The 25,473-nt window shown below is 68.2% G+C and carries 20 protein-coding genes and 1 pseudogene; 9 read left to right on the forward strand and 12 right to left on the reverse strand.

From position 1 onward, the window contains the following. The first annotated feature begins 4 nt into the window (after positions 1 to 4). From E1166_RS03445 to E1166_RS03455, 3 genes are read left to right on the forward strand one after another with little or no spacing between them, the layout of a single operon-like run. On the forward strand, positions 5 to 1,006 hold the full coding sequence (locus E1166_RS03445) for a ketoacyl-ACP synthase III (RefSeq protein ID WP_132262750.1): 1,002 nt from the start codon (positions 5 to 7) through the stop codon (positions 1,004 to 1,006). Next, positions 1,003 to 1,773: a 3-oxoacyl-ACP reductase family protein gene (locus E1166_RS03450; protein WP_207913977.1), complete on the forward strand. Its 771-nt coding sequence runs from the start codon at positions 1,003 to 1,005 to the stop codon at positions 1,771 to 1,773. The genes E1166_RS03445 and E1166_RS03450 overlap by 4 nt, the downstream gene beginning before the upstream one ends. A gap of 31 nt (positions 1,774 to 1,804) precedes the next feature. Continuing rightward, positions 1,805 to 3,013, forward strand: a complete 1,209-nt coding sequence (locus E1166_RS03455; RefSeq protein ID WP_132335700.1) for an acyltransferase domain-containing protein — start codon at positions 1,805 to 1,807, stop codon at positions 3,011 to 3,013. Between the two features lie 711 nt (positions 3,014 to 3,724). Here the strand turns inward: E1166_RS03455 and E1166_RS03460 are convergent. Beyond that, a complete protein-coding gene (locus E1166_RS03460) occupies positions 3,725 to 4,558 on the reverse strand; it encodes an NmrA family transcriptional regulator (protein WP_207913979.1) in 834 nt (277 codons plus the stop codon). Positions 4,559 to 4,639: 81 nt separating this feature from the next. On the opposite strand from E1166_RS03460, the gene E1166_RS03465 reads away from it, so the two are divergent. Beyond that, positions 4,640 to 5,581: an AraC family transcriptional regulator gene (locus E1166_RS03465; RefSeq protein ID WP_132262754.1), complete on the forward strand. Its 942-nt coding sequence runs from the start codon at positions 4,640 to 4,642 to the stop codon at positions 5,579 to 5,581. Positions 5,582 to 5,758: 177 nt separating this feature from the next. On the opposite strand, the gene E1166_RS03470 is transcribed toward E1166_RS03465, so the two are convergent. From E1166_RS03470 to E1166_RS03485, 4 genes are all read right to left on the reverse strand, one after another. Continuing rightward, positions 5,759 to 6,232: a thioesterase family protein gene (locus tag E1166_RS03470; protein ID WP_132262757.1), complete on the reverse strand. Its 474-nt coding sequence runs from the start codon at positions 6,230 to 6,232 to the stop codon at positions 5,759 to 5,761. Between the two features lie 2 nt (positions 6,233 to 6,234). Then, a complete protein-coding gene (locus E1166_RS03475) occupies positions 6,235 to 6,609 on the reverse strand; it encodes a nuclear transport factor 2 family protein (protein ID WP_132335702.1) in 375 nt (124 codons plus the stop codon). A gap of 29 nt (positions 6,610 to 6,638) precedes the next feature. Next, positions 6,639 to 8,132 (reverse strand): FAD-binding protein, encoded by a 1,494-nt coding sequence (locus tag E1166_RS03480; protein ID WP_165944225.1) that lies wholly within the window; start codon positions 8,130 to 8,132, stop codon positions 6,639 to 6,641. A 164-nt stretch (positions 8,133 to 8,296) separates the two neighbouring features. Further along, a complete protein-coding gene (locus E1166_RS03485) occupies positions 8,297 to 9,031 on the reverse strand; it encodes a transposase (RefSeq protein WP_132335706.1) in 735 nt (244 codons plus the stop codon). 627 nt (positions 9,032 to 9,658) lie between these two features. Between E1166_RS03485 and E1166_RS03490 the strand changes: the two genes are divergently transcribed. The 3 genes from E1166_RS03490 to E1166_RS03500 all read left to right on the forward strand — a co-directional run bounded on the left by E1166_RS03490 (position 9,659) and on the right by E1166_RS03500 (position 15,665). After that, complete coding sequence (locus E1166_RS03490; RefSeq protein ID WP_165944226.1) at positions 9,659 to 11,329, forward strand: CocE/NonD family hydrolase; 1,671 nt, start codon at positions 9,659 to 9,661, stop codon at positions 11,327 to 11,329. A 1,152-nt stretch (positions 11,330 to 12,481) separates the two neighbouring features. Beyond that, positions 12,482 to 13,912, forward strand: coding sequence for a glycoside hydrolase family 43 protein (locus tag E1166_RS03495; protein WP_132335710.1), 1,431 nt, complete (start codon positions 12,482 to 12,484; stop codon positions 13,910 to 13,912). Positions 13,913 to 14,414: 502 nt separating this feature from the next. Beyond that, positions 14,415 to 15,665: a hypothetical protein gene (locus E1166_RS03500; RefSeq protein ID WP_132335712.1), complete on the forward strand. Its 1,251-nt coding sequence runs from the start codon at positions 14,415 to 14,417 to the stop codon at positions 15,663 to 15,665. Between the two features lie 45 nt (positions 15,666 to 15,710). Here the strand turns inward: E1166_RS03500 and E1166_RS03505 are convergent, their stop codons facing one another. From E1166_RS03505 to aztB, 7 genes and pseudogenes are all read right to left on the reverse strand, one after another. Further along, positions 15,711 to 16,058 carry a hypothetical protein gene (locus E1166_RS03505; RefSeq protein WP_207913981.1) on the reverse strand — a complete coding sequence of 116 codons (348 nt, stop codon included), beginning with the start codon at positions 16,056 to 16,058 and terminating at the stop codon, positions 15,711 to 15,713. A 595-nt stretch (positions 16,059 to 16,653) separates the two neighbouring features. Continuing rightward, positions 16,654 to 17,379, reverse strand: a complete 726-nt coding sequence (locus E1166_RS03515; RefSeq protein ID WP_132335714.1) for a hypothetical protein — start codon at positions 17,377 to 17,379, stop codon at positions 16,654 to 16,656. A 470-nt stretch (positions 17,380 to 17,849) separates the two neighbouring features. Continuing rightward, positions 17,850 to 19,048 (reverse strand): annotated as a pseudogene (locus E1166_RS03520) (IS256 family transposase). A gap of 352 nt (positions 19,049 to 19,400) precedes the next feature. Further along, entirely contained in the window at positions 19,401 to 20,447 is a 1,047-nt protein-coding gene (gene aztD, locus E1166_RS03530) for a zinc metallochaperone AztD (protein ID WP_243710130.1), read from the reverse strand. Positions 20,448 to 20,663: 216 nt separating this feature from the next. Further along, positions 20,664 to 21,578 (reverse strand): zinc ABC transporter substrate-binding protein AztC, encoded by a 915-nt coding sequence (aztC, locus tag E1166_RS03535; RefSeq protein WP_132335718.1) that lies wholly within the window; start codon positions 21,576 to 21,578, stop codon positions 20,664 to 20,666. After that, positions 21,575 to 22,765 carry a hypothetical protein gene (locus E1166_RS03540; RefSeq protein ID WP_132335720.1) on the reverse strand — a complete coding sequence of 397 codons (1,191 nt, stop codon included), beginning with the start codon at positions 22,763 to 22,765 and terminating at the stop codon, positions 21,575 to 21,577. Before E1166_RS03540 ends, aztC begins: the two co-directional genes overlap by 4 nt. After that, positions 22,762 to 23,628: a zinc ABC transporter permease AztB gene (aztB, locus tag E1166_RS03545; RefSeq protein ID WP_132335774.1), complete on the reverse strand. Its 867-nt coding sequence runs from the start codon at positions 23,626 to 23,628 to the stop codon at positions 22,762 to 22,764. Before aztB ends, E1166_RS03540 begins: the two co-directional genes overlap by 4 nt. Before the next feature lie 47 nt (positions 23,629 to 23,675). On the opposite strand from aztB, the gene aztA reads away from it, so the two are divergent. Both aztA and E1166_RS03555 read left to right on the forward strand, forming a co-directional pair. Continuing rightward, entirely contained in the window at positions 23,676 to 24,338 is a 663-nt protein-coding gene (gene aztA, locus E1166_RS03550; RefSeq protein WP_132335722.1) for a zinc ABC transporter ATP-binding protein AztA, read from the forward strand. Positions 24,339 to 24,568: 230 nt separating this feature from the next. Further along, on the forward strand, positions 24,569 to 25,105 hold the full coding sequence (locus E1166_RS03555; RefSeq protein WP_132335724.1) for an isochorismatase family protein: 537 nt from the start codon (positions 24,569 to 24,571) through the stop codon (positions 25,103 to 25,105). The last annotated feature ends 368 nt before the right edge of the window (positions 25,106 to 25,473 follow it).

Below are 25,473 nucleotides of genomic sequence, written 5' to 3' on the forward strand. Positions count from 1 at the left end.
ACGGATGTCCGGCATCGGCATCATCGGCTGGGGCAAGTACGTGCCCGAAGGCAGACTGACCAACTCGGAACTCTCGGCCCGCTTCGGCGTCGACGAGGACTGGGTCGTGCAGCGCACCGGCATCCGGGAACGGCGGGTCGTCGGCCCCGGCGAGACGACCGCCTCCCTGGCCGTCGAAGCCGGCCGTCGTGCGCTGGAGCACGCCGGTTTGCGGCCCGACCAGATCTCCCATCTCATTCTCGCCTCCGGCACGCCGGAGCAACTGTCGCCGGCCACGTCCGCCTTCGTCCAGCGCGAGCTCGGTACGGCAGGCGGCGCCCACGACGTCAACGCTGAGTGCGCCAGCTTCGCCTACGGTTTCGTGGTCGCGGCCGGGCTCATGGCGATCGACCCGCGCCCGATCCTGCTCATCGGGACCGACACGCACTCGCTGGTCGTCAACCCTGAGGACCGGGACCTGAGCGTGCTCATCGGCGACGGCGCCGGCGCGGTCGTCCTGGCCCCGCACAGCCGCAGCTGGCTGCGCGGCTGGGATATGGGCTGCGACGGCTCAAAGGTCGACAGCCTCAAGATCCCCGCCGGCGGCAGCCGGATGCCCGCAACCGAGGAGACGTTGCGCGAGAAGCTGCACTACGCACAGATCAAGGGCAACGAGATTTACCTGCACGCCATCCGGTTCACCGTCGGGTCGGTACGCAAAACCCTGCAGGCGGCACAGCTCGGCCCCCAGGACATCGACCACCTGCTGCCGCACCAGGCGAACCTGCGCATCATCGACTCGATCGTGGAGCACAGCGGTGTGCCCCGGGACCGGCTGATCACCAACATCGAGTACTACGGCAACACCGGGGCGGGCTCGATGCCGATCGCCCTGGCCGAGGCACTGGACGCGGGACGCATCCAGAAGGGTGACCGGGTCATGTTTGCGGCGTTCGGCGCCGGGATGGTCTGGGTCACCGCGCTGATCGAGTGGGGCGCGGGCGAGCCGACGGAGTGGCGGTCATGACGCAATCCACCATGGACGGACGGCAGGTCTCGGCGCCGCGCCCGGAGAAGCCGGTCGCGCTGGTGACCGGTGCGTCCGGCGGCTTCGGCGCCGCCGTGGCGATCGAGCTCGACCGGCTAGGGTGCCGTGTCGCGCTGCACTACAACAGCGCCGCCGACGGCGCCCGAGAGGTCAGCGAGCAGCTCACGAACGACTCGACGGTCGTGCAGGCGAACGTCGGGGACTGGGAGTCGGTCAGCGCCATGCACCGGCGGATCACCGAGCAGCTCGGCGAGGTCGACATCCTCGTCAGCAACGCAGCCATCCGCAAGGACGCGCTGATGATGAGCCAGGCGCCGGACGTGTGGGCCGAGGTCATCCAGACGAACCTGCTGGGCACATTCCACGCGTGCCGGGCGGTGCTGCCGTCGATGGTGAAGCGGCGGTGGGGCCGGATCATCAACGTGGTGTCGCCGTCGGCGCTCGTCGCCACGTCCGGGCAGACCGCCTACGCCGCCTCGAAGTCCGGCGTCATCGCGCTGACCCGCACCCTCGCCACCGAGTGTGGCCGGCGCGGGGTGACGGTCAACGCCATCTCGCCCGGCTTCATGGAGACGCGGATGACGGCGAACGCCACCGACAAGTTCCGGCAGAACCTCACCGCGAACCTGCCGGTCCCGCGGCTCACCACCCCCGAGGAGGTCGCGCCGACGGTCGGCGTCTTCCTCGACAACGGGTACCTGACCGGCCAGGTGCTCAGCGTCGACGGCGGGATCTCCCTCATCTGACGGCACACCCGTCCAGCCGGAGGACAGCGACATGACGGTCACCGACCTGACGAACGGCACGGCACGGCTGCTGCTCTGGGCGGGAGCCGACCCGGCAGCCGAACGTGCCGCCCGGGCCGCGGTGACCGACGCGGCACGCACCGGGGCCCCGATCCCCCGTCCGGTTCCGGGGCCCGTGCGCGGGGCGGTCGTCACGACGCCGGCCCGCGCCCTCGACGACATCGTGGCCGCCCCCGTGCGGCAGGTGCCGGCCGGCGGACCCCGGCCGGCCGTCCTATTGCTGCCCGGCCAGGGTTCCCAGCACGACGGCATGGCGGTGAGTCTGTACCACGACGAGCCCGTGTTCCGCTCCGCCGTCGACGACGTGTTCGAGGCGTGGGGACCCGGCGGTGCGGACATCCGCGTCGACTGGCTCGGCACCGGCACCGGTCCAGGCATCTCGATCGACGACCCCCGCCGGGCCCAGCCGCTGCTCTTCGCCGTCGACCACGGGCTGGGCCGGCTGCTGCTGAGCTGGGGCGTCAGACCGGCCGAGGTGCTCGGGCACAGCGCCGGAGAGATCGTGGCGGCGACCCTCGCCGGGGTGTTCACCGTCGCCGAGGCCGTCGCCATGGTGCGCGGCCGGGTGAGCGCCGCCGTTGCGGTCCCTGCGGGCGGAATGCTCGCCGTGGCCGCGTCCGCCGACGAACTGCAGTCGTACCTGATCGGGCAGGTCGCCGTCGGGGCCGTCAACGCCGACCGCCGCACGATGCTCGCCGGGCCGGACGCCGAACTCGCCGTCGCCGCGGCGCGGCTGACCGCCGACGGGTTCATGGTCCGGCGGGTGCCGTCGACCGTCCCGTTCCACAGCCCTGCCATGGAACCGGCCGTCGCCGCAGCGCAGCTGTCGTTCCGCGCGTCGCCGAAGCCGCCGGCGTTTCCCGTCCGGTCCGGCTACACCGCTCGGCCGATCACCGACGAGGAGGCCGGCGACGCCCGGTTCTGGGCCCGGCAGGCGGCCGACACCGTCCACTTCAAACTCGCGCTGGGCGCGCTGCTCGACGAGGGCGACCGGCTGCTCGTGGAGTGCGGGCCGGGTCGCGTCCTGTCGTCCTTCGCCCTGCGCCAGCCGGCCGTGCGGGCCGGGGGCAGCAGAGTGGTTCCGATGCTGCCCGGCGACCGGCCCGACCGGCCCGCGACGCTCGAGGCCGCGGCGGCGCTGTGGTGCGAGGGTCACGACCTGAACGTGACGGCACTTTAACCGAAGGTGATCAACGGCCAGACGATCGAACATGGTCGTTATGTCTGGTTAAACCCATGCGCCCGGTCCGGACCCGTGCATTCCTGACGGTCGTGAAATCGCACGACGCCGTTATCTCCGCGACGGGTTCCCACCGACGAAAGCCTATTCTCGCTGACGCCCCGCATTCGCCGCCGCAGTGACCGAAGCCGGCTTTTGATGCCCCTGCTCGCGGCCGTGCTGGACGGCACGAAGACGATGATCACCCCCTGCAGGACGGCAAGTTCCGTGCGCCGCTGCCGACCGCCGGTGACCGGGCGCGGTGACCGGGCGCGGTGACCGGGCGCGGTGACCGGGCGCGGTGACCGGGCGCGGTGACCGGGCGCGGTGACCGGGCGCGGTGACCGGGCGCGGTGACCGGGCGCGGTGACCGGCCGATCGTAGAGATCGAACTGTCCGGCGTCCCGGGTCTGCCGCCTCGGTGACGTCGACCGCCGGCACGCCCGCACCAGAGATGAGGGCGAGGACTGGGTCGTGGCGGGCCGGGCACGAGCGATCCCGACGCGGGACCGGCCTCCCGCACCCGGTTTTCGGCAGCCCGGGTTTCCTGGCCGGCGGACACATCGGTGGTGCGGCCAACGGTTGCGAGTGTTCGTGCGATACAGACGCCACAACGAGAACAACGGTGGTCCGGCACCCTGCGGGCCGGACCACCGTCGGAGGAGAGTCAGCTCAAGCGGCTTTCCACACACCGGTGGGGGCGACCTCCGCCACCCAATCCGCGAAGTCGCGGGGCTTGCGGCCGAGGGCGCGCTCGACACCGTCGGTGAGGGAGCTGTTGCGGCCGTCGAAGAACTCGGAGATCAGGGTGGCCAGCGGGTCGGCGAACTCGCGCGGGGCACCGTCGGCGACGACGGCGTCGGCGAACTCGTCGCGGGTGATGGGCTGGTAGCGCAGCTCGCGACCGGTCGCGCGGGCGATCTCGGCGACGCCCTCGGCGAACGTCCACAGGCGCGGGCCGGTCAGCTCGTAGCGCTGCCCGACGTGGCGGTCCTCGGTGAGGGCGGCCACGACGACGTCAGCGATGTCGTTGGCGTCGATGAACGGGTCGGAGTTGTCACCGCACGGCAGGGCCAGCACGCCCTGACGCAGCGGCTCGAGGAAAACCCCCTCGTCGAAGTTCTGGTTGAAAGAGGCCGGGGCGACGATGGTCCACTCCACCGGGAGACTCGTGACGGCGTCCTCGCAGAGCACGGCCTCCTCCTGGTTGCGGGCCGACAGCAGAACCAGGCGCTGCACGCCGGCGTCGGCGGCGATGCGGGCAACGGTGCCGACCGACTCACTGGCGCCGGGCCACTCGACCTCGGGGTAGAACATGATGTAGGCGGACTTGACACCGGTGAAGATGCCGCTGTTCCAGGTGTCGGGCTTCTCCCAGTCGAACGGGGGCACGCCGCTGCGGGAGGCGACCTTGACGTTGACGCCGCGCTTGTCGAGCTTCTGGGTGACCCGGCGACCGACGCGACCGGTGCCACCGATGACCAATGTCGTGTTTTCGTTTGCCATGGATATAGTGTTACCCGCGCCATCTGGACGGTCCATGGCCGAGATTCTGGGATGCATAATCCATCGTCTAGTATTGACGACGTGGACGCACTCGCAGGATTGCTCGAAGGGCCGCGGGCCAGCGGGGCTTTTCTCCTCCGCGTCGTCCTGGACCCGCCATGGTCGATCCGGGTCCAGGACAGGTCCCCCTTGTGCCTCGCCGCGGTGCTCAGCGGTGAGGCGTATGTGCAGCCGGACCATGGCGAGGTGGTGCGGCTCGGGCCGGGCGACGTCGCCATCGTCCGCGGCCCCGACCCCTATGTGCTCAGCGACGGCAGCGCGACCCCGCCCCAGGTCATCGTGCACCCCGGCCAGCAGTGCCTCACCCCCGAAGGCGTCGAGTTGCGCGAACGCATGGCGCTGGGGGTCCGCACGTGGGGCAGCAACCCCGACGGCTCCGTGCAGATGCTGCTGGGGGTGTACGAAGAGGTCGGCGCAGTCGGCCAGCGCCTGCTCGACGTGCTGCCGCCGCTGCTGGTCGTGTCCGACGACTCGTGGGACTCCATGCTGATCCCGATCCTCGCCGGCGAGGTCACCCGGACCGGGCCGGCGCAGGGCGTCGTGCTGGACCGCCTGCTGGACCTGCTGCTCATCTCCGTGCTGCGGGTGTGGTTCGACCGTCCCGACTCCGAGGCCCCGGCGTGGTATCGGGCCCAGGCCCATCCGATCGCCGGCGAGGCGCTGCGGCTGTTCCACGAGGACCCGGCCGGCGACTGGACCCTCGCCAGGGTCGCCGCCGAAGTCGGAGTGTCGCGGGCGACGCTCGCTGAGTGCTTCCGCAACACCGTCGGCACGCCGCCGATGACGTATCTCATGGAGTGGCGCCTGGCCCTGGCCGCGGACCTGCTGCGCCAGTCCGACGCCACGCTCAACGCCGTCGCCCGGCAGGTCGGCTACGGCAGCGGATTCGCCCTCAGCTCGGCGTTCAAGCGGGTCTACGGCGTCAGCCCGCAGGAGCACCGTGCCGCCGCCATGGCGCAGTAGACGGCAATGTCACCGTCCAATGGACGGTGACATGGAAGCCGGCCGGCCCGGCGGCGGCCGGCCCTGGTCTCAGGGGCCGAGCGCCGTACCGGGCCGGGCGGTCGAGCAGTCGCGGGGACGGCCGGCGTGTCTCGGGCAGGCCACCGACGCGGAAGGGGGGTCGCCGGTGGCCTGGCCTCACGCCTGTCCCTCGGCGCTGTCAGGCTTCGCCTGCGACTGCTCCGGTGTGTCGGGGAACAGGACATCGGGTTGTTTGGCCAGTTCGCGCATCATGGCCCGCGGGTCCGGCACCAGCCGCCGGGTGGCGAGATCGAGCAGCCCGATCGTGTTCTCGAACCGGGCGACCGCGATCCCGCCGGGGGTCTGGAACCGTTGCACCAGCTCGATGAGCTGGCCCTTGCCGCCGCTGATGACGCAGCTGACATCGACGTGGTCGCCGGCGCGCAGCTCACGCTGGAACCGGACGGTCGCCTTGAGCAGCACCGGGCCGAGCCCGGCGTCGGCCAGCACGTCCGGGGTGAGGCCGGCCGCCTGCAGGAACTCCCAGCGGGCGTGCTCGGCGTACTGCGTGTAGACGGCCTGGTTGACGTGACCCTGCCGGTCGACCTCGTAGGCCCGCGCCTGGAGGCGGACGCTGAACGCTGTGCTCATGTTCAGAGCCCGACCGGGTCGTCGATAACGATCCGCCAGGTGCCGTCGACCTGCTGCCGGGACACCACGGTGCCCTTGCCGCGCAGATCGATCGCCTGGCCGTCCTCGTGCTCGCCGACCAGATGCCAGTCGGCGTGCGTCATGGCGATGTCGCCGGTCCGCATGATGCTGGTCATCGTGATGTCCGCGGCGGTGATAGCGGCGAACATCGGCTTGAGTTCGGCGGTGACGGCTTCGAGACCCACTGCCTGCCGGCCGTCCGGCGGCTGGACGAGGATGCCGTCCGGCTCGTACAGGTCGAGCATGGCCTGCATGTCGTTGGAGTTGAAGGACTCGGCGATGAGGCCGGGGATGTCTTCCGGACGCTGTGCTGGCATGTCTGGGTCTCCTTAAGGCAGGCTCAGGATCAGCTGAAGATGCCCTGGCCAGGCGTGAGGATGCCGGCCGGGTCGTACTGGCGCTTCATTTCGACGAGCGCGCTCCAGCGCGAGCCGTAGTGAGTCCGCCAGTCGGTGCGGGTCATCGAAGGCACGGCACCGACGAGGTACCGCTTGGCGCCGAGGCTGACACCCCGGTCGTAGAAGCGGCGGTTCTGCACCAGCATGCCCGGGGTGTCCGGGTGGTCCGGCGCAGGGATGCGGATGAGGCTGACCTCGAAGAACTCGGTGGTGGAGCAGCGGGGCAGGACGAAGTTCTCGCGGGTGAGCGGCCGGGCGCTCATCGGCGAGATCCGGATCGGGCCGGGGCCCATCTGGTCGGGGGTGAGCTCGCCGAGGACGGTGTCGAGGTACGCGGGGGTGTTCTCGGTGCTGACGAACATCATCAGCCACGGCTTCTTGCTGCCCCAGAACCCGGCGGCCTTGAGCGCGGCCCAGTTCGGGTCGAAGCGCAGCAGCCAGTCACGGAACGGCATGTCGGTGGTCGGGCCGGCGACGGCCTGCGGCGACAGCACGGCCCGCAGTGCGGCAACGTCGGGCTGGGCGGGTGAGGAGAAGAACATGCCGAGCGCGAGCCGGTACGTCCAACCGCCACCGGCTTTCGGTTCGGCGTAGCCGTTCTGATCGTCGACAACCTTGGCACGCATGACGGCGAGCGAGTCGCGCAGGAACGTCGCGCGGTCGGTGTAGGTGAACTCCAGCGAACGGGCGGTCGTCTTGGCGGGGATCAACTTGACGCCGGCCCGCACGATGATGCCGTACTGACCGCCGCCAATGAGCACGGCCTCGAACAGGTCGGGGTTGTTGCTGCGGGAGCACGTGACCAGTTCGCCGGTACCCGTGACGACCTGGATCCATCTGACATTGTCGGCCTGCGAGCCGTAACGCTGGCTGGTCCCGCCGAGGCCGCCGACGCTGAGGGTACCGCCGATCGACAGATGGGCGAAGTCGTTGTAGACAGGCAGGGTCTGGCCGGACTCGAGCGCCCGCAGCGCCAGGGTCGACCAGGTGACACCGGCGTCGACGTCGGCGATGCCGTCGCCGATGCTGTGGATCCTGCCGAGCGGCTTCGGGTCGATGGCGATGCCGCCGTCGACAAGAGCCTGACCATAGTGCGAGTGGGAGTGGCGGCCCTCGCTGCCGGTGCCGCTCTGACCGTTGATGGCCACCGCGATCCGGTTGCTGCGGGCATAGCGGACGATCTTCTTGATGTCGTCGACCGAGCCGGGCGTCAGCACCGCCTGAGGGCGCCGCGTGACCAAGTGGCCGAAGTCCTCAGTGAAGGGAGATGGGTCGGCGGGCAGCACGAGGGTGCCGTCCAATGTGGGGATCTGCGCGATGCCTGCCGTCGAACCGGGGGCGGTGGCCCACGCGCGCGCACTGGGATTCCACCCCAGGACCGCCGCACCCGCTCCGACAGTGAGGCTGGACAGGAACTTTCGGCGAGTGAGATCGATCTGCATGCCTCGTTGGTACGCCCGGGATCGCAAAGGAAACGCAAACCCGCCCGCGCCGTCCATATTCGACCGGGTTGTTTCCCTTTCCTGCTCACAAGCCACCGTTCCATGGCGTTACATCGGCGATTTCGCAAGCAAACAGGCGTATTTCGTATGGGAAATTGGCCCGGTCAGTCGCCGCACCATCGAGGACGGGGCGTCGACCCGGCGGAACGCACGGAGATGAGGCTGACGCCGCCTGGTGCGGACGGATGGCGCTTCTGGTCGCATCGTCGACGTGCAGGGCACCGGACCGAGGTGATCATGAACCTGCTGACAGAGACCGGCCACAACGGGCTTACCGTCGATGACATCGCCGCCTGCGCCCGCGCCAGCAGCGCACCGTCTACCGACGGTGGCCTACAGAAGCGGACCTGGTCATCGCGGCCGTGGCGCACAACCTGCGGCACATCGCCGTGCCGCTGGACACCGTCAGCCTGCTCGCCAAGGCCAGCCGCGACCTGGCCGAACCGCACGCCGCCATGGCATAGGCCCGCACCGCCTACCTCTGACCGTCGCCGGGTCGGGTCGAGCTCCGCCGCGAAATACGCGCTCGCGGCCTTCAGGATCTCATTCGCCCGCCGCAACTCGGCGACTTCCCTGCGCAGCCGGCGGTTCTCCTCGACCGTCTCGCTGGTCGGCCGGTCGTGACGCTCACCCGTGTCGACCTCGGCTTGGCGGATCCAGTTCCTGAGCGCCTCGTGATGCACGCCGAGCTGCTCGGCCAGACGCCGGATCACCGGCTTCGGGTCCGACTCGCGATACAGGCGCACAGCGCGCTGACGTAGCTCATCGGGGTACTTCTTCGGTGCTGCCACGGACAACTTCCTCCCCACGGCCATCAGACCATGATCAAAAAGATCCATGAAAGCGGGGGTGGCTCACCGATCACCGACCTCGCAATCCTGATACGCCTGAACGTCCACCGACATGACCGACTCGGTGGATTCCTCCACGAATGCGACACGCTGCTCGGCCTGCCCAGCGCGGATGAGGTTTTCGGCACCCGCATGGTCGACAAGAGAGGTGCCGTTAGATCCGCACTCCCGCCAACACCGCTGCCACTCTGTCCAAATAGCCCTATCTGAACCACATCACCCTATAGGCCGGAGAATTTAAAAACTTCCGGATTGCCAGTGCGATCCAGCATTCCTGTCGACAGGTAGAGGAGCGGCATCCCAGTACGAGGGAATCGATTTGCCCAAGCTTGACGTGACTTCCGACAGCGATCATCATGTGTCGCAGCCCGTTGGACACGATCATGAAACGGGCCCAGGGTAGCGGTCGACTGTTCCGCCTCGATGCGGCCGGCCGTCGACTCACCGAGCCCGCGAACCGGCATCGCCGGGCGACAAGAATTCCACGTCAGTCGGTCGGCCGAGCCGAGGATGTTAACGCTAACAGCAGAGAGTACAGCACCAATGCACACCCCTCGTCCATCTGCGGACCCCGAGTACCCGCCGAGCAACCAGCCCGACATCCGGACACCGCCCATGTCCAGCAACGGCCATCCGCCGGTAAAACGCCGGCTCACGCCCTTGGACGAGGCGATGCGCCGACTGCTGGGCCTGCCCGCACCAGCAACCCGACGGATCACCATCGAGCGCGACCTGCCAGTACCGATGCGCGACGGCGTTTGCCTGCCCGCCGACCACTACAGTCCCGCCACCGACCGAGGGAAGTCGCCGACCATTCTTATCCGCACCCCGTACGGGCGCGGCGGAAGCAACCCGCGCGTCGCCCGCGCGGTCGCCGCGCAGGGATTCCACGTCGTACTGCAGTCCTGCCGCGGCACCGCAGCGGGCACTGGCGAGTTCGCGCCGATGCGGCACGAACGGGCGGACGGTCTGGATACGATTGCGTGGCTGGCCGACCAGCCGTGGTACACAGGCCAACTTTGTGTCTTCGGCTTCAGCTATTGCGGTTACGCCACATGGGGGTTCGCGGCCGACGCCGGTGATCAGCTCGTCGCGTTGATGATGGCCGCGACCGCCGCCCAGTTCACCGGCTCCCTCTACACCGGCGGGGCGTTCTCCCTCGACAGCGCGCTGACCTGGGTGTGGGGACTGGGCGCGCTGGGATCGGACCCCGAACGCCAGCCAACCCTCATCGAGTCGTGGCTGCGCCGCTCCCGACTTCACGCTGCTCTTGCCCACCTGCCGCTGGCGGAAGCCGACCGGGTCGCGACGGGACAGCGAGTCGGCTTTTTCCAGGAATGGCTGGCAGAAAACGACACCGCCGGAGAGTACTGGCTCGAACGCGATCACCGGTCACGCGTGACCGACGTACAGGCACCGATCCACATGATCGGGGGCTGGTACGACGTCATGCTGCCCTGCCAACTCGACGACTACGCAGCTCTGTGCAAAGCCGGTCGCCCGCCTCATCTGACGATCGGGCCCTGGAAACACAACAGCTCCGGCTTCTTCCGATGCTTGGTGAGCGAGGCCGTGGCCTGGTACAAGGCCAACGCCGAGGGCCGGCCCGTACGCGAACACCCGGTTCGGGTGCACATCGGCGGCTCGAACCAGTGGCGCGACTACCCGCAATGGCCGCCACCCGGGGCCCGGCCCAAGCCGTGGTACCTGCACGCCGGCGGAGGGCTACACACCACGCCAGCAGCTTGGGACGGCCGCGATGTCTTCACCTACGACCCCAACGACCCCACGCCCGCGCTCGGCGGTCCTCGACTCGCCGCCGCAGCAGCCGGGCGACAGGACAACCGACGCCTGGAAGCGCGACCGGATGTACGCACCTACACCAGCGATCCGCTCGACGCCGTGGTCGAGGTGCTCGGCCCCGTCACCGCGACGGTATACGTCGGCGCGTCGCGGGACCACTTCGACATCTTCGTACGCTTGTGTGACGTAGACACATCCGGCCGCTCGTGGAACGTGTGCGACGGGCTCACCCGGGTGAGCGCGAGCGCAGCGGACACCTCCGGCGTCCGGCGAGTCGAGGTCACCCTGTGGCCAACGGCCTACCACTTCAAGCCGGGGCACCGCATCCGCATCCAGATCAGTGGAGGAGCGCATCCGCGTTTCGCACGCAACCCCGGAACAGGTGCCGCGCTGGGAGAACCGAGCGATCTGGTGCCCGTACGACTTGAGGTTCACACGTCACCGCTGTACGAGTCGGCGATCGCCCTCTCCGTAGCACCCTGACGCTGTTCCTGCGGCACCCGCAGCTCGGGTGGCGGCAGCTACGCCGTATGTCAGCTCTGCTGACCACGAACGCCGTGCCGATGTCCAGGCCACCCCGCACCCGGTGCGCGGCGGCACGACTGCCGCAGCGGCCAACCCGACCGCCAGCGACGACGCCACCTCACGGTGCGCGCAAACCAATCGACATAGCATCTTTCCTTTCGTCATTTTGGGCCCGCTGACATGAAGCGGGCCACATCGGCTCACTCCGGGTGGAATGCGGCGTCCGTAAGCGGGCCCCCGAGACAAAATAGTCGCTTTTCTATGTTAGCGCTAACATTGAGGGTCGAATCTCGGCCCGCACGTCAACCGTCAATGCGGCACCCGGGTTGGGTGCGCAGCTCCCCCGCGGCGCCGGTCGCCCGGCACCCGACATGCGGCTCGACGGGACCCGCGGCGCTGCCACATCAGGCCCGGACGAGCGATGACCGGCTGCCCGCCGGTCGGTTACACGTTTCGCATCCAACGAGTTGCGGCACATCCTCAGCGATCAGCGTGGGGCAAGTCAACACCCGCGCTTCGCAACTGTGGCAGGTTGCGGAGATCATCACCGCCAGCCACCACAAGCAAGGAAAGCCCTGCCTGAAGCCTTGATCGAAGAAATTGAGATCCAGTCCGACGCGGTTCACCCTGCTCGTCCAACTGCTCACGGGCCTCGGCACCCCGACCCACGATGCCGACCACGCGGCCAGCGACCATCCCGGTCCCGCTCCGCCATCGGCCCACCTCGACGGAAGCTGCAGCGAGCCGCGCAGGGGCGGGCCGCCCGCCGCCGGTTGCACCGGTGGCAAAGTATTGACGGCCGCGCCAGGCGCACCTAGCCTGTGCCCTTGACGTCAGAGTTGTGAACGCTAACACACAATCGAAACATCCATGACCCCATGAGGGCGCTGACCAAGCGTCAGCGCTAACGGCTCCCCTGGTCCTTCCTTTCGCTCCATCATCTTCAAGAAGACGCCCTACATGAGCAGGCCCGCCGCAGCGGCAAGCGTCTCAACATCGTCGGCGCTTCCACTGCCGGACTTCGCCCTGGTGGAACAGCACACCTGCGGCACGGCCACCAGCTCCAACGGTCACGCATCTGACGCACCTCACTGTTCCTAAAGGAGACAAATGCCGAAGATCCTGGTCAGACTAGTGGCGATGTTGTCTGCTGCCTGTCTGCTGTTCACATCCTGGTCGGTGACCGCACCGCGGCGGGCCGTCGCCGCCGACCCGGGCTACCTGATGGTCCACTTCATCGGTGAGGGGTCGACCGGTCAGCAGATCTACCTCTCGCACAGCACGGACGGCCTGCACTGGAACGACCTCAACGACGGAGCGTCGATCCTGCGCTCCCCGCTCGGCACGCGCGGGGTGCGCGACCCCGCACTGGTCCGCTCCCCGGACGGCAGCAAGTACTGGATCATCGCGACCGACCTGTGCTGGGGCTGCGGGTCGACGGTGGACGGCTCCATCAACAACGGCAGCCGCAGCTTCGTGGTATGGGAGTCGACGGATCTGATCACCTGGTCGGAACCGTGGCTGCTCAACGTCGCCGGCGCGATCCCCGACGGACGCAACGCCTGGGCGCCGGAGGCGATCTGGAACCCCGACACCAACGACTACGTCCTGTACTGGGCGACGAACGTGCCACTCGACGGCAAGACGAAGCACCGCATTTTCTACACCCACACCACCGACTTCCGCACCATCACCACCCCGCGGATCTACATCGACCGCCCCGGCACCCAGGAACTCATCGACACCCAGATCGTCGAACTGCCGGCCGGCGTCGGCAACTACCGCTACGTACGGGCCTCCGGCGACGGCCAGATCACCCTCGAAGGCAGCAACTCCATCCTCGGCACCTGGACCAACCTCGGCAACCTCTCCGGCATCGGCCTGACCGGCTCCCAGGTCGAAGGCCCGATGTGGATGAAGTTCCGCGACCGCAACGAGTGGGCCCTCTACCTCGACCAGTACTCCTCCGGACGCGGATACATGCCCGTCACGACGACAAACCCCTCCGCCGTAAGCACCTACCAGATCCCGGCATCGGGAAGCTACAACATGGGCGCCACCAAGAAGCGCCACGGCTCCATCATGACCCTCACCGCCGCCGAGGAAGGCCGCGTCCTCGCCCGCTGGCCCAGCACCCCGGCCAAGCGGCTCCAGTCGTACAACTTCCCCGACCGATACGTGCGCCACGCCAACTACGACGTACGCATCGACCAGAACATCACCGGCCCCGACGCCCAGTTCCGGCTACGGCCCGGCCTCACCGGCACCGGCACCGTCTCCTTCGAGTCGGTCAACTTCCCCGGCTACTTCCTGCGCCACGCCAACTACGACTTCCAACTGGTCCGCAACGACGGCACCGCCCAGTTCGCCGCCGACGCCACCTTCCTGCAGGTCGCCGGCCTCGCCGACCCGACCTGGTCCTCCTTCCAGTCATACAGCCACCCCGACCGCTACATCCGCCACTACGCCTACCAACTCCGCCTCGACCCGATCACCACCACAACCGCACGCGGCGACGCCACCTTCCGCGTAACCAACTGACCCGACCGTGATGCCGGCGCCCTCACCGCCACCCGTCCCTGCGGGGAGAGCGCCGGCATCCCTCACAAGCGATCCCCGTCTCCCTGACCAGCAACCACCACCCGGACGTGGCAGCCCAGCACTCGGCGAAGGACTTCCGGCCGCCGCTGACCGCCGACGTTCCGGACCGGCCTGGCCTGGAGCCGACCAACCAGCGCGCCGTTGATGACTCCCATGACGAGCCGGGCCTGCCTCCGAGCTGTTCCCGGAGTACGTCGCAAATCCGCGTTACGAGTAGTAGCTGCGCGAGGAGCGTTCGGGCAGGCTCCTGGGCGAATGAAACCCGTCCCGCCCCTGCGTACACTGCGGTGGCGCTGGTCGAGGACGTATCGCACGTCGTGGACGGGCCCGCCGATGCGTGCCGACGGTGCGTGATCGGGATCCGTTGATCAGTGCGTGACAAGGCGCGGTGGACGTCAGTGGCCCGGTACGGCTGCGATCGACGGGTGGGAGGTAGACGACCGTGGGCGACCGACAGCGGCGCGCCTTCGAGCGATGGTTCGATCGCCAGGGGCTGCCCAGTTTCACTGTCGGTGTCCGCCCACTGACAGCCGCTCGCGTACTGCCGCCCCTGGTGCTGATCTCGACCTGGGAGCTTCTGTCCACCGCCCTGGACGCACTGCAGCAGGGCGGGCCGCAGGCGGAGCAGCCGTTGCGCCCCCTGCAGCTCCTTGTCCTGGTGGCGCTCCTGGTCCTACCGTTGCTGGCGGCCCGATGGGCGGCTCGGCGGATCGATTCCACCACGTCCCGAACGCTGCCGGTCGTTACCGCGGTCGTGGCGACCGCGGTTGCCGTCGTGCTCGCGCCGTATCTGAACGCCCTGATGGGCAACGACTTCGTCAGCGATGTTGCCGGCAACATCGCTGCCACTGCCGTGCTGGTCCTTCTGAACTACCTGGGCGTCGGGTCGCTTCTTGCCTGGTCGGTGCGCGAAGGGCTGCGGCAGACAACGGCGCTGCGAGAGATGACCGGGCGTGCGCTGCCCCTGTTTGTCCTGCTGTCCGTATTCGGCTTCCTGGCCGCCGAGGTATGGCAGGTCGTGTCCGCACTCGACGGGTCACGGTTCTGGGCCATGGCGGCCGTGCTGACCTGCGCGGCGGCCGGCTTTTCGGCGACGATCTCCTTCAGCGAGATGAAGGAGATCGTCGCCTCGGATTATCCGCGCGAGGCGATTGCCGCCCTCGCCCACGAGGCGGATCGGCCGTCTGGGGTCTTGCCGAACGGGGACGCGCACCCGCCGCGCCGGCCTGTGTCCCGCCGCGAGCGGGTCAACATCGTCGCCAAGCTGGCGTTGGCCCAGACCTTCCAGGCGGTGTTGTTCTCGCTGGTCGTGTTCGTGTTCTTCGTGATCTTCGGCATGGCGGCGATCGGCACAGACATCATCGAGACCTGGACCGGTCGTGTGCCACAGGTGGCGCAGGTTCTCGGTATCGAGGTGTTCGCGTCATGGGAGCTGGTCCGGACCGCTGCTTTTCTCGCCATGCTGTCCATGGTGTATTTCGCGGCATCGACCTCGACAGACCCGAAGTACCGGACCGCCTTCTACGACCCGTTGTCGCGCAGCATCTCCCTGAGCCTGCTGGTCCGTGACAACTATCTGGCCCGGGTCCGCCCGCCCGGAACGCGGCGGCGTAGGCGCGGCCGGCGAGGAGGTCCGCCCGCTGTGGTTGCTCCTGCCGATGAGCTGCCCGGCCAGGGCCTGTCCCAGCAGTAGCTCTCGGAGGGCCGAGAACCGGGCTGTGACTGGTGCCGACTCTGGTTAGATGTCGAGAATCAGTGCACGATGCTCGGAGACCTCTGGCTCGGCCAGGATCTCGAACCGTTTGACGGCGGCGACGTCGGAGACCAGTAGGTAGCTCGTGTGTCGCACCGGCTTACGGTAGTGCGACGACCGGGTGTCAGCCGTGCCGACCAGGTCGGTGAGACCGAGTTCGGCCAGCACGCCGAACGTTTCGCTGTCGGACAGCAGGGTGAAGTCCCCGCAGACCACCACCAGGTCGCGAGGATCGCGTCTCCGGCGTACCAGATCCGCGAGCCGCCCGGCCTGCCGACGCCGTGCCGGAGTATCACCCTTGCCCGCCGGGTCGCGTCGCCCATGTACCTGCACGACCCACACCGACCGGCCGTCGGCCCCGGTCAACGGTACGCACGACACTCCTCCCCCACGCATCCGTGTCGAGCACGCCATCGGGCACCCGAAGAACTGGCGAATCCTGGGCCGCTACCACGGCCGACGCGAATCCTTCGACGCCGGCATCCGCGCGATCGCCGGCCTCCTGTCCGAGCACCAACACACCGACCGCATCGAGCACAACACCCGGCGAATCAGGGCCCTACCCGCTGCACCCAAAGTTCGATGAGACGGTGCTGCTCCTTCTACCGTCAACCGTGCACGAGGTCGAAGTTGCTGCGTGACCACCAGGTGCGGTCGAGGACTCCCAGCGGGATGCCGGTTTCCTCCGGTCAAGAGGGCGGCGGTGGCTCGGCGCAGGCCCTCACCGAGAAGGCCCGCGCCTTCGTGGGCGACGCCTGGCCGCCCGTTTGGATCCACTTGGTGTCCCACATCCTCGTCTGAAATCTCCACGCTCCTGATGTGGCCCATCCCCGATACAAGGCGCCGGTGCACGCTCGCTGGACCGACCGACGCGCAGCGGCTTCGACCGGTGATGGAAGGTGGACTTCACCCCCGGCAAGTCACTCTGCTAGGCGGTACGGACGGCGAGTTTGGGTGGGGCGATGATGCTGGTTTGGCAGGAGCCATTTGCCTGGCAGATGGCATCCAGTACCGCACCGACGAAACCGGCCGCGCCCGCGGCGAAGAATGCGGCGACAGCCGCCTGGGCGACAACGGTGGCCGAGAGCGTTGTCAACGCCGCGATAGCCTCGACGATGGTGAAGCCGGCGACGGCTGTGACGGCGGGGGCGCTGACGCCGCCGGTGGCGATGCAGGCGGCGGCGACGAGGACGAAGGCGGCCGCGGCGCCGCCACAGACGAGGCCCTTGCAGAGGGCACAGCTCAGCCAGGTCGCTCGCGCGTCCTCAGTGAACTCCGCGACCTCCGAGAATTTGATGCTCTGTAGCCAGGTGGTGAGCTGGTCGCCCCCGCTGGGCGCGCTGGACACGGTCACACCCAGGTTTTCCAGAGCGGATTCCGGAAGCCCGGCGGCACTGAGCAGGTCCATCGCGTTGTTGTCCCATTGCTGCTGCAGGGTGGGACTCGCGCTCACGATCGACAGGACAACCTGCACGATCTGGCCGACGTCAATGGCCTGGTTGAGCAGCTTATACGGGATCGGCTTCTGACTGTCCGGGGTGATCTCCACGTTGGTTTCGTCGAGAACCTTGATGTCGATCGAACCTATCACCTCGAACTGGATCTGTGTGGGGCCGTTGACCTGCACGATGTCATAGCGATTTTGTCGGTTCACCTGGACCAATGTCAGCGACCCGGCGTCACCGCAGGAGACCACGTAGCTGGCGCCTACGCCGCCAAGTTGGGCGCCCAGCTGTTGGGGGCCGGCGTTGGCGCCCAGACCACCCCAGATCCTTCCTGGCTCGTCGAGAGTACTGATGCTGTTAATGCTCCACATGACAGTTGAGGCCCTTTCGACTCTGCTCTAGAGGCTTCGCGCTCCTTGCGGCGATCACCACTTACGAAGATATCTAGGACACACCCCTGGTCTCATTTCACGCCCTTCCACAGAAACCATCCAGGTGGGCTACCCACATGATTCGTTCCTGAAGATTCGGCCAGTGCCCGTGACGAAGGGTCGCGCGAACTGCGCGGGCCATGTGCCCTGCTCGAGATTTCGCTGCACCCGTAGACCGTGCCCCGGCCACACACCACTCGCCGAGGATGTTGGGGCTGTCTCGCTAACGGCGTTTCCGGCGATCTTGGTTAGTAGGTTCCAGCGGCTGGGAAGCGGTCGCTGAAGGTGATGGCGAAGGCTTTCAACGCGGGTTTCCAGCGCATCGTCCATCGGGTTCGGCCTGCTCCGGTGGGGTCCAGGGACCGGTCACCAGGTACAGACACTCCAACGCGGCCTGCTCGTTCGCGAAGTGGCCACGGGCCTTCACCGCCCGCCGGTAGCGGGCGTTCAACGACTCGACCGCGTTGGTCCAGCAGATCACCCGCCGGATTTCCACGTCGTAGTCCAGGATCGGGATGAACTCGGCCCAGGCGTTGTCCCACAGCCGGATCACCGCCGGATACCGCCCGCCCCACTTGTCGGCCAGGTCATCGAACGCGGCCCAGGCAGCGGTGGGCGTTGACGGCGGTGTAGATCGGCTTGATGTCCCGCTTCAACTCGTGCCAGTAGCGGCGGGACGTCAACCGGAACGTGTTACGGATCAGTGGATCACGCAGGTCTGCACCACCGTCCGTCGGTCAGCACGCTCATCCAGAACTTCGCACCCTCACCACCCGTGCCGGCCCACAGCCCGAGGATGTCCCTCTCCCCGTCGAGGGTGACCCCGATCGCGGCGTAGAACGGCCGGTTGGCGACCTGCCCGTCACGGACCTTGACCACGATCGCGTCGATGAACACCGCCGCGTAGATCTCATCACGAGGCCGGTACGACCAGTCGGTCATCTCCTCGACCACCTTGTCGGCAATCCGAGAGACCGTGTCCTTGCTGACCGAGGCCCCGAAGATCTCGGCGAAATGCGCCGAGATCTCCCCGGTCGTCAGCCCTTTGGCACACAGCGACAACACGACCTCGTCGACCCCGGACAGGCGGCGCTGCCGTTTACGCACGATCTGCGGCTCGAACGTGCCGACCCGGTCCCGTGGCACGTCAATCTGTACCGGTCCGGTGCTGTCGGTGAGCACGGTCTTCGGCCTGGTGCCGTTGCGGATGTTGCCCGACCCGACGCCGGCCTGGTCGTGTTTCTCATAACCGAGGTGCGCGGTCATCTCCTCGTGCGGCGCGGTTTCCAGGACCGTCTTGGTCAGCTGCTTGAGCAGCCCGTCCGGGCCGGTCAACGACAGCCCTTTGTTCCTCTGCGGCCCGGATTAACTCGGCGGCGGCCTTCGCCTCCGCCGACGGCTCGGGCCGCTTCCTGCGTCCGGTCTGCTCGTTCAGTGTCGCGGTCATCACGGCACCCTCCTCACCAGGCACAACGCCCAGCCTGACCCGCTAGGTGTATTGCCTAGCGCCCGTCGGGCTCGCCGTCATCGCAGCGGCGATCAACGCGTACGGTGCTCCCGCGGTGCTGGCCACCTGCGCGGTCGTTCGCTTCGCGGCCCCGGCGGTTGCGGCACTGATCCCCACCACCCGCACCTTCTCCGGCAGTCCTTCCCGTACCCATTGACTACCGACGACAGACGCAAGGTGCCCGCGAGCAGCATCCGCACTGACCGCTCGGGACAGTCACACCCGCCAGGGCCAAAAAGAGAAGGGCCCGAGCCGCGTCTCCGCAGTCCGGGCTCCTTCACCTCAAAAGTGATCAGTGGGCCGACAGCGTCCCGCTGATCTCGTTCGGGACCGCGGGTAGTTCCACCGAGCCGACGAGCTTGCCGGTGGCGAGGTCGAGCCGGTGCACCTTCTTGGTGGCGGGCTCGGTGATGTAGGCAGTGTCACCGCGAACGAACAGTGCCGGACGGGGCTCCTGCCACTTCACCGGCTCCTTCCAGGCGGCAACCACGGGCCACGCGTTGGTGAAGGCGCCGGTGGCGGGGTCGATGACGTACAGCTTGCCGTCGGTGCCCAGGATCAGGCCCTCACCCTCGGGACCACGGCCCAGGGAGCGGAAGCTGTAGCTGACACCCTTGGGCATCGGCACCACCTTCAGGGAGTTGGTGGCGGTGTCGATGAGCGCGAACTGCTCGGGGGCCTCCAACTCGGCGTCGGGTTCGATCTTGTAGTCGCCGAGCAGGACCGGCGAGTCCTCGCTGCCCGCCTGGTTGCCGATCCGGCTGTATGCCCGGTCGCTCTTCACCTTGACGAAGGCGCCGTTCTTGAACAGCAGGACCCCGTCCTCGCAGCCGAGCCCGACGACCTCGCCCTGGGCGACGGCTTCACCGTGCACACCGGGGCACTCCTCGCTGCGGGCGATCTCCTTGCCGTCCTTGTCGAGCGCGATCGCACCGGAGCGGGACTCCTCGGTGCCAAGACTGACCACGAGAGTGCCGTCGCCCAGCTCGACCGCTACGCCGTGGTGCGGCTGCGCGGTCTTGTACTGGCGCCCGACGGGCTTGCCGTCGGCGAGGCCCTTCGGGTCGAAACTGTGCACCTCACCGGTCCCGTCGGTGAACAGGACGGTGCGGTCGCCGTGCAGCACGACGTGACCGGGCTTCGCGCCGGGGTAGGTGATGTCGGTCATCCTGCCGGCGGCCGCGTCGAGCACCTGGAAACCGGCCTCGGTGGAGACGAAGACGCCAGTGTCGTTGCCGGCCGGGTTGATCCGGTTGAACCCGTCGAGGGCGACGGTGTGCGCCACCTTCAGGGTCTCGCCGTCGAGCACGTGGATGCCGCCCTCGTAGGTGACTGCCACCGGCTCCTTCACCAAGGCGGCGGTGGACGAAGCGGAGGGAGAGCCGCTTTCGTTCGTCGTTTCGGACCCGCAGGCGGCGAGCGCCAGCGAGGCTGCCACCAGTGTGGCCAGTCCGTAGCTTGTGCGTCGATTCACTACATTCCCTCTCATATATGAAAGTGACAATCGTTTTCAGATAATCTACATGGAGGTGCCCCTCCGGGTGTCTCTGGGAGGTCAGCTGCTCAGGCTGCCAATGATGGCCTCGGTGTTGAAGCGCATCATGTCCAGGTAGCTGGAGGCGTCGCCGTCGGCGTCGCTGAGCGATTCCGAGTACAGCCCGACGACGCGTACCGTGACGCCGGCCTCGGCGGCGAGGACCTCGGCGAGGCGCGCGGGTTGCGCGGTGTCGGCGAAGATGGCCGGCACCCGGTGGGTCTTGATGGCGGTGACCAGCGAGGCGAGGTCGGAGGCGCTCGGCGAGGCCAGGGTCGTCCCGCTCGGGATGATCGCGCCGACGACCGTGAGGTCGTAGCGTTCGGCGAGATAGCCGAAGACGTGGTGGTTGGTGACCAGGACCCGGCGCTTCGCCGGGATTCCGGCGAAGCGCTCGGCCAGCGTCGCGTCCAGTTCGCTTACGTCGTTCGCGTACGACTCGGCGCGCTGGCGGAGGATGCCGGCGTCCACGCCGTCGACATGGGTGATGATCTCGTCGGTCAGTAGTCGCACCGCGGTGACGACACGCGCCGGGTCGGTCCAGAAATGTGGATCCGGAAGCCCAGCGGCGTCGCCGTCCCGGTACTCCATCGGGTCGATCCGCGCACCCACCTCCACGGTGGGCACGCCCTCGGACTTCGCCGCCTCCACATGGTGCAGCACGCCCTCCTCCAGGCCGAGACCGTTGTAGACGACCAGGTCGGCCGTCTGCATGGCGTGCGCCTCCCGCGCCGAGACTGCGAACGAGTGCGGGTCGGCGTTCGGCTTCATGAGCACGCTGACCTCGGCCTGATCACCGACGATCTGCGCGACGACGTCACCGAGAATGTTCGTGGTCACCACGATGCGCGTCCGCTCCGGCGAGGTGCAGGCGGCGCCGCCGACCAGCAGAACAGCTGCGGCGACAAGTGCCGCCAGCAGTTTCGAAGCCCTCATCGACCGACCTCCGCGGCGAGGTCCGGCTGCTCGGCGACCCGCAGCGTCCGGGCGGTACGCAGCCCGTCGCGATAGTCGATCTCGTGGATGATCCGGGCAGCCGGCTCGGCCAGGTAGGCACGCTCGACGTCCAGCGTCAGGCTCGCGGCCGGCACGGACTTCTGCGCGAGCACCTTCCCGGTTTCCAGGTCGTAGCTGATCAGCGTGCCGGATTTGTCGAGGGCGAGCACCGTGCTCCCGTCCGCCGGTGACACCGCCGCCACCAGCTCACGTCCTTGCGTCGGGAGGTATCGCAGGGTGGCCTTGGCCGCGTTCACCGACCAGATTCCGGCGCGATCGGCGACCGCCGCCTCGTTGCTCCGTGGCCGGTACCCGAACGTGTCCGTCGAGACCGGAGTCCGTGGGCTGGGCAGGGTCTTTGCGGTAAGTTTCTCGCCCGCGAGTTTGACGCGCACGAAACCGTCCTCGCAGGCGATGACCGCGCCGCCGCGCAGCACCGCCCAGCCGCGCGGTGCGGCGCACGGAACCTCCAGGGCGGCCGTCGGTTCGCCCCGCTCGTCCATGGCGACGATCCGGTTCGCCGGCCGGCCCGGATCGTCGCCGACGGCGACGAGCAGCCGATCCGCGTACGGCACGGCCAGTGCGGTGGTGCTGCGGGAGTCGATGGTGGCGAGCGTGGCGACCTTGCCGGCCTCGAGTTTCCGGCGGTCGAGCACCGTGACCTTCCCGTCGGTCGTACCGATGGTGGTGTGGGCCTCGAAGCCGACGACCGTCGTGACCGGCGCGTCGAGCGTCAGCGTGCCGACCGAGCGGGCCGCCGCCCGGTAGTAGTGGACGTGGTCGGTGTGATCGACCGTCCAGACTCCGGCGTCGACGATCTCGAGTCTCCGGTCACCGTCGCCGGCGTAGACGAACCGGCCGTCCTCGGTGATCCGCTCGGCATCGAGCGACAGGCCGACCTCCTTCTCCGACCCGCCGGCCAGGTCGAGCAGGTGCAGCCGTCGGGCCCCGCGGGTCGCGTACGCGATGGCCGGCTGGGGCTCGGCCACCTCCTCGGCACCGGCGACGTAGCCGTGTGGTGTCTCCTCGACGTCTGGCGGATCACTCGACGAGCCACACGCGGACAGAGCGAGCGTGACACTCAGGACGGCGGCACCGGCGGCGTGCCTGGCATCGGTGACGATCACAAAGTTCCTTTCAGTGAGGGGTTCGGGGTCGGCGACCAGCGTCGACCCAGCGCGGTCGTGACCCGGCGCGCGCCGAGGATCACGAAGAAGATCAGTACGGCGACGGCGGCGATCGTGGCGCCGGCGGCGGTCGCGGCGTACCAGGAGACCCACAGGCCGATCACGGTGGCGGCCGACCCGATCACGAAGCTGGTCAGCATCACCGCGGGCAGCCGGCGCGCCACGAGCATGGCCGCCGCCGACGGCGCGATCAGCATGCCGAAGGCGAGCAGGGTGCCCACGACACTGAAGGCGACCGCCATCGTGACGGTCAGCAGCGCCAGCATCGCCGCGTTGGCCAGATCCGGTCGCAGGCCGAGTGTCCGCGCCTTGCGCGGGTCGAAGGCCAGCGCAAGGAACGGTCGGTAGCACACGGCGGTGACCGCCGCGATCACGGCGACGGCGACGGCGAGCATCAGCAGGTCGGGCCGCTGGATCGCCAGGACGTCGCCGAACAGGAAAGCCGTCAGGTCGGTTGCGAACGACCGCGAGTGCGACACGATGATGACCCCGACCGAGAGCATCCCCACGAACAGCAGCCCGATGCTGGTGTCGCGGCCGAACTCCCGGCTGTGCCGTAGTGCGTTGACGCCGGCTGCCATGGCGAAGGCGCTGGCGGCGGCCCCCACGACGAGGTTCCCGCCGAAGATCGACGCGATCGCCACTCCCGGCAGCATGCCGTGGCTCATCGCCTCGCCGAGGAAGGTCATCCCCCGGGCGATCACCCACACGCCGACCAAGGCGCACGCCGCGGCCAGCAGCACGCCGCCGACGAGGGCACGGATGACGAAGGACACGGTAAACGGCTCGACCAGGGACGACATCACCCGGTCGACTATAGTTAAATGATAATCGTTTTTGTTAAGGGGATGTGTTGAGCTCTGATGTCCTGACCGCCGAGCATGTGGGCTTCCGCTACGCCGACGTGCCCGTCCTGCACGACGTGAACCTGCGCGTCAGGTCCGGGTCCATGCTCGCTCTGACCGGCGCGAACGGCACCGGCAAGAGCACGCTGCTGCACCTGCTCGCGGGCGTCGCACAGCCCACCGAAGGACGCGTCCACCGCCGGCCCGGCACCCGCCTCGCCCTGCTGCCGCAACGCACCAGCGACATCGACGCCCTGCCGCTGACCGTCGCCGAGTGCGTACAGATCGGCCGGTTCACGCCGCGTCGACGCCTCAGCCGTGACGACCGCGCCTCCGTGGTGGAGATCATGCAGCGGCTGGACATCGCCCACCTGGCCCGCCGGCGGCTCCGCGAACTGTCCGGCGGCCAGTGCCAGCGCACCCTCATCGCGCAGGCGCTCGTCCAGGACGCCGACATCTACGTCCTGGACGAGCCGACAGCCGCCCTCGACACCCGCAGCCGGCAGCAGGTCCACGACCTGCTCACCGAACGCGTCACCACCGGCGCGGCGGTGGTCCTCGCCAGCCACGACCCCGCCGAGACCGCGCTCGCCGAACACACCATCCGCCTCGAAGGCGCCAGGCCCAGTTCCGTGGCCACGCTGTCCGGCAACACGGATCAGCGCTGAAGACGCACCGGTCGCACGAAGCGGAGGAACGCGCAGGAAACGTGCCGTCCGGTCGGTGACGTGGCCGTTGCGACAGATCGCCAGAATGGCACCGGGCCCACACGGGTCCTGGTCGGAATCATGTGGCGTCAGGAACCACCATGATCACCGATACGACCACACCCGCCCCACCGACCCCAGGGCTTCGACGATGTTCTCGCGTATGCCTGCCGATATGTTAGGGTCGCGAAGTGTCTTCGCCCCTTACCAATCCTCTGGTCGCCGAGCGCACCGCCCTGATCGTCGTGGACCTCATGCCGCGTATCGTCGAGCAGGATCTGGGGCCTCACAAGGGCGTCGACGTGGTAGCCCGGGCGAGCCGTCTGGTGAATGCGTTCCGCCAGGCGAGCGCCTCCGTGGTGCTGGTCCGGGTGGATCGGCCGAACGTCGCCGAGCAGCCGCCCGGCAGCGGCTTTGTCGTTGAGATGGAACCGCAGCCCGGCGACATCGCCGTCGTCAAGCACACCGTCGGCGCGTTCTATGGCACGGGCCTGGCCGAGCAGTTGCGGGAACGCGGCGTGGACACTGTGGTCATGGCCGGTATCGCGACGACGATGGGCGTCGAGTCGACCGCCCGCGCAGCGTCCGACCACGAGTTCGCGGTCATCTTTGCCGCCGACGCGATGAGCGGCATGACGGCGCACGAGCATGACCACGCGCTGAGGGTGGTCCTGCCGCGATTTGGCGAGGTCATCACCACCGACGAGGTTCTCGACAGGCTCAGCTGACATCTGACGTACTGCCCAATTGCTCTGCCGGGCTGCCAGAAGCCCACCGGCACGCTCGGGGCAGCAACGCCCTGGCTGGCGCAGCCGACAATGACGGGATCAGCGATGATGACAGCCCTGGCATGGCTCATTGCAGACAGATCAACAGGCCTCACAACCTCGATGATCTTCCGTGACGGTCGAGCCCGCCCTGCTGACCACACCACGGCGATTCTCCACTAACCACCCCAACCAGACGTCCACTTCCGACTTCGCCCGGGACCTGCCCCATCCCTGAGCCACATCTGCCAAACGCCCAGGCCAGAAGAGCGTCAATCGACTACGCGGTCACTCTGGGCTCGCGGTGACCCATCCGGCAGGAGCGGTGC

The sequence above is a fragment of the Micromonospora sp. KC213 genome, from assembly GCF_004348325.1.
Lineage (GTDB): Bacteria > Actinomycetota > Actinomycetes > Mycobacteriales > Micromonosporaceae > Micromonospora.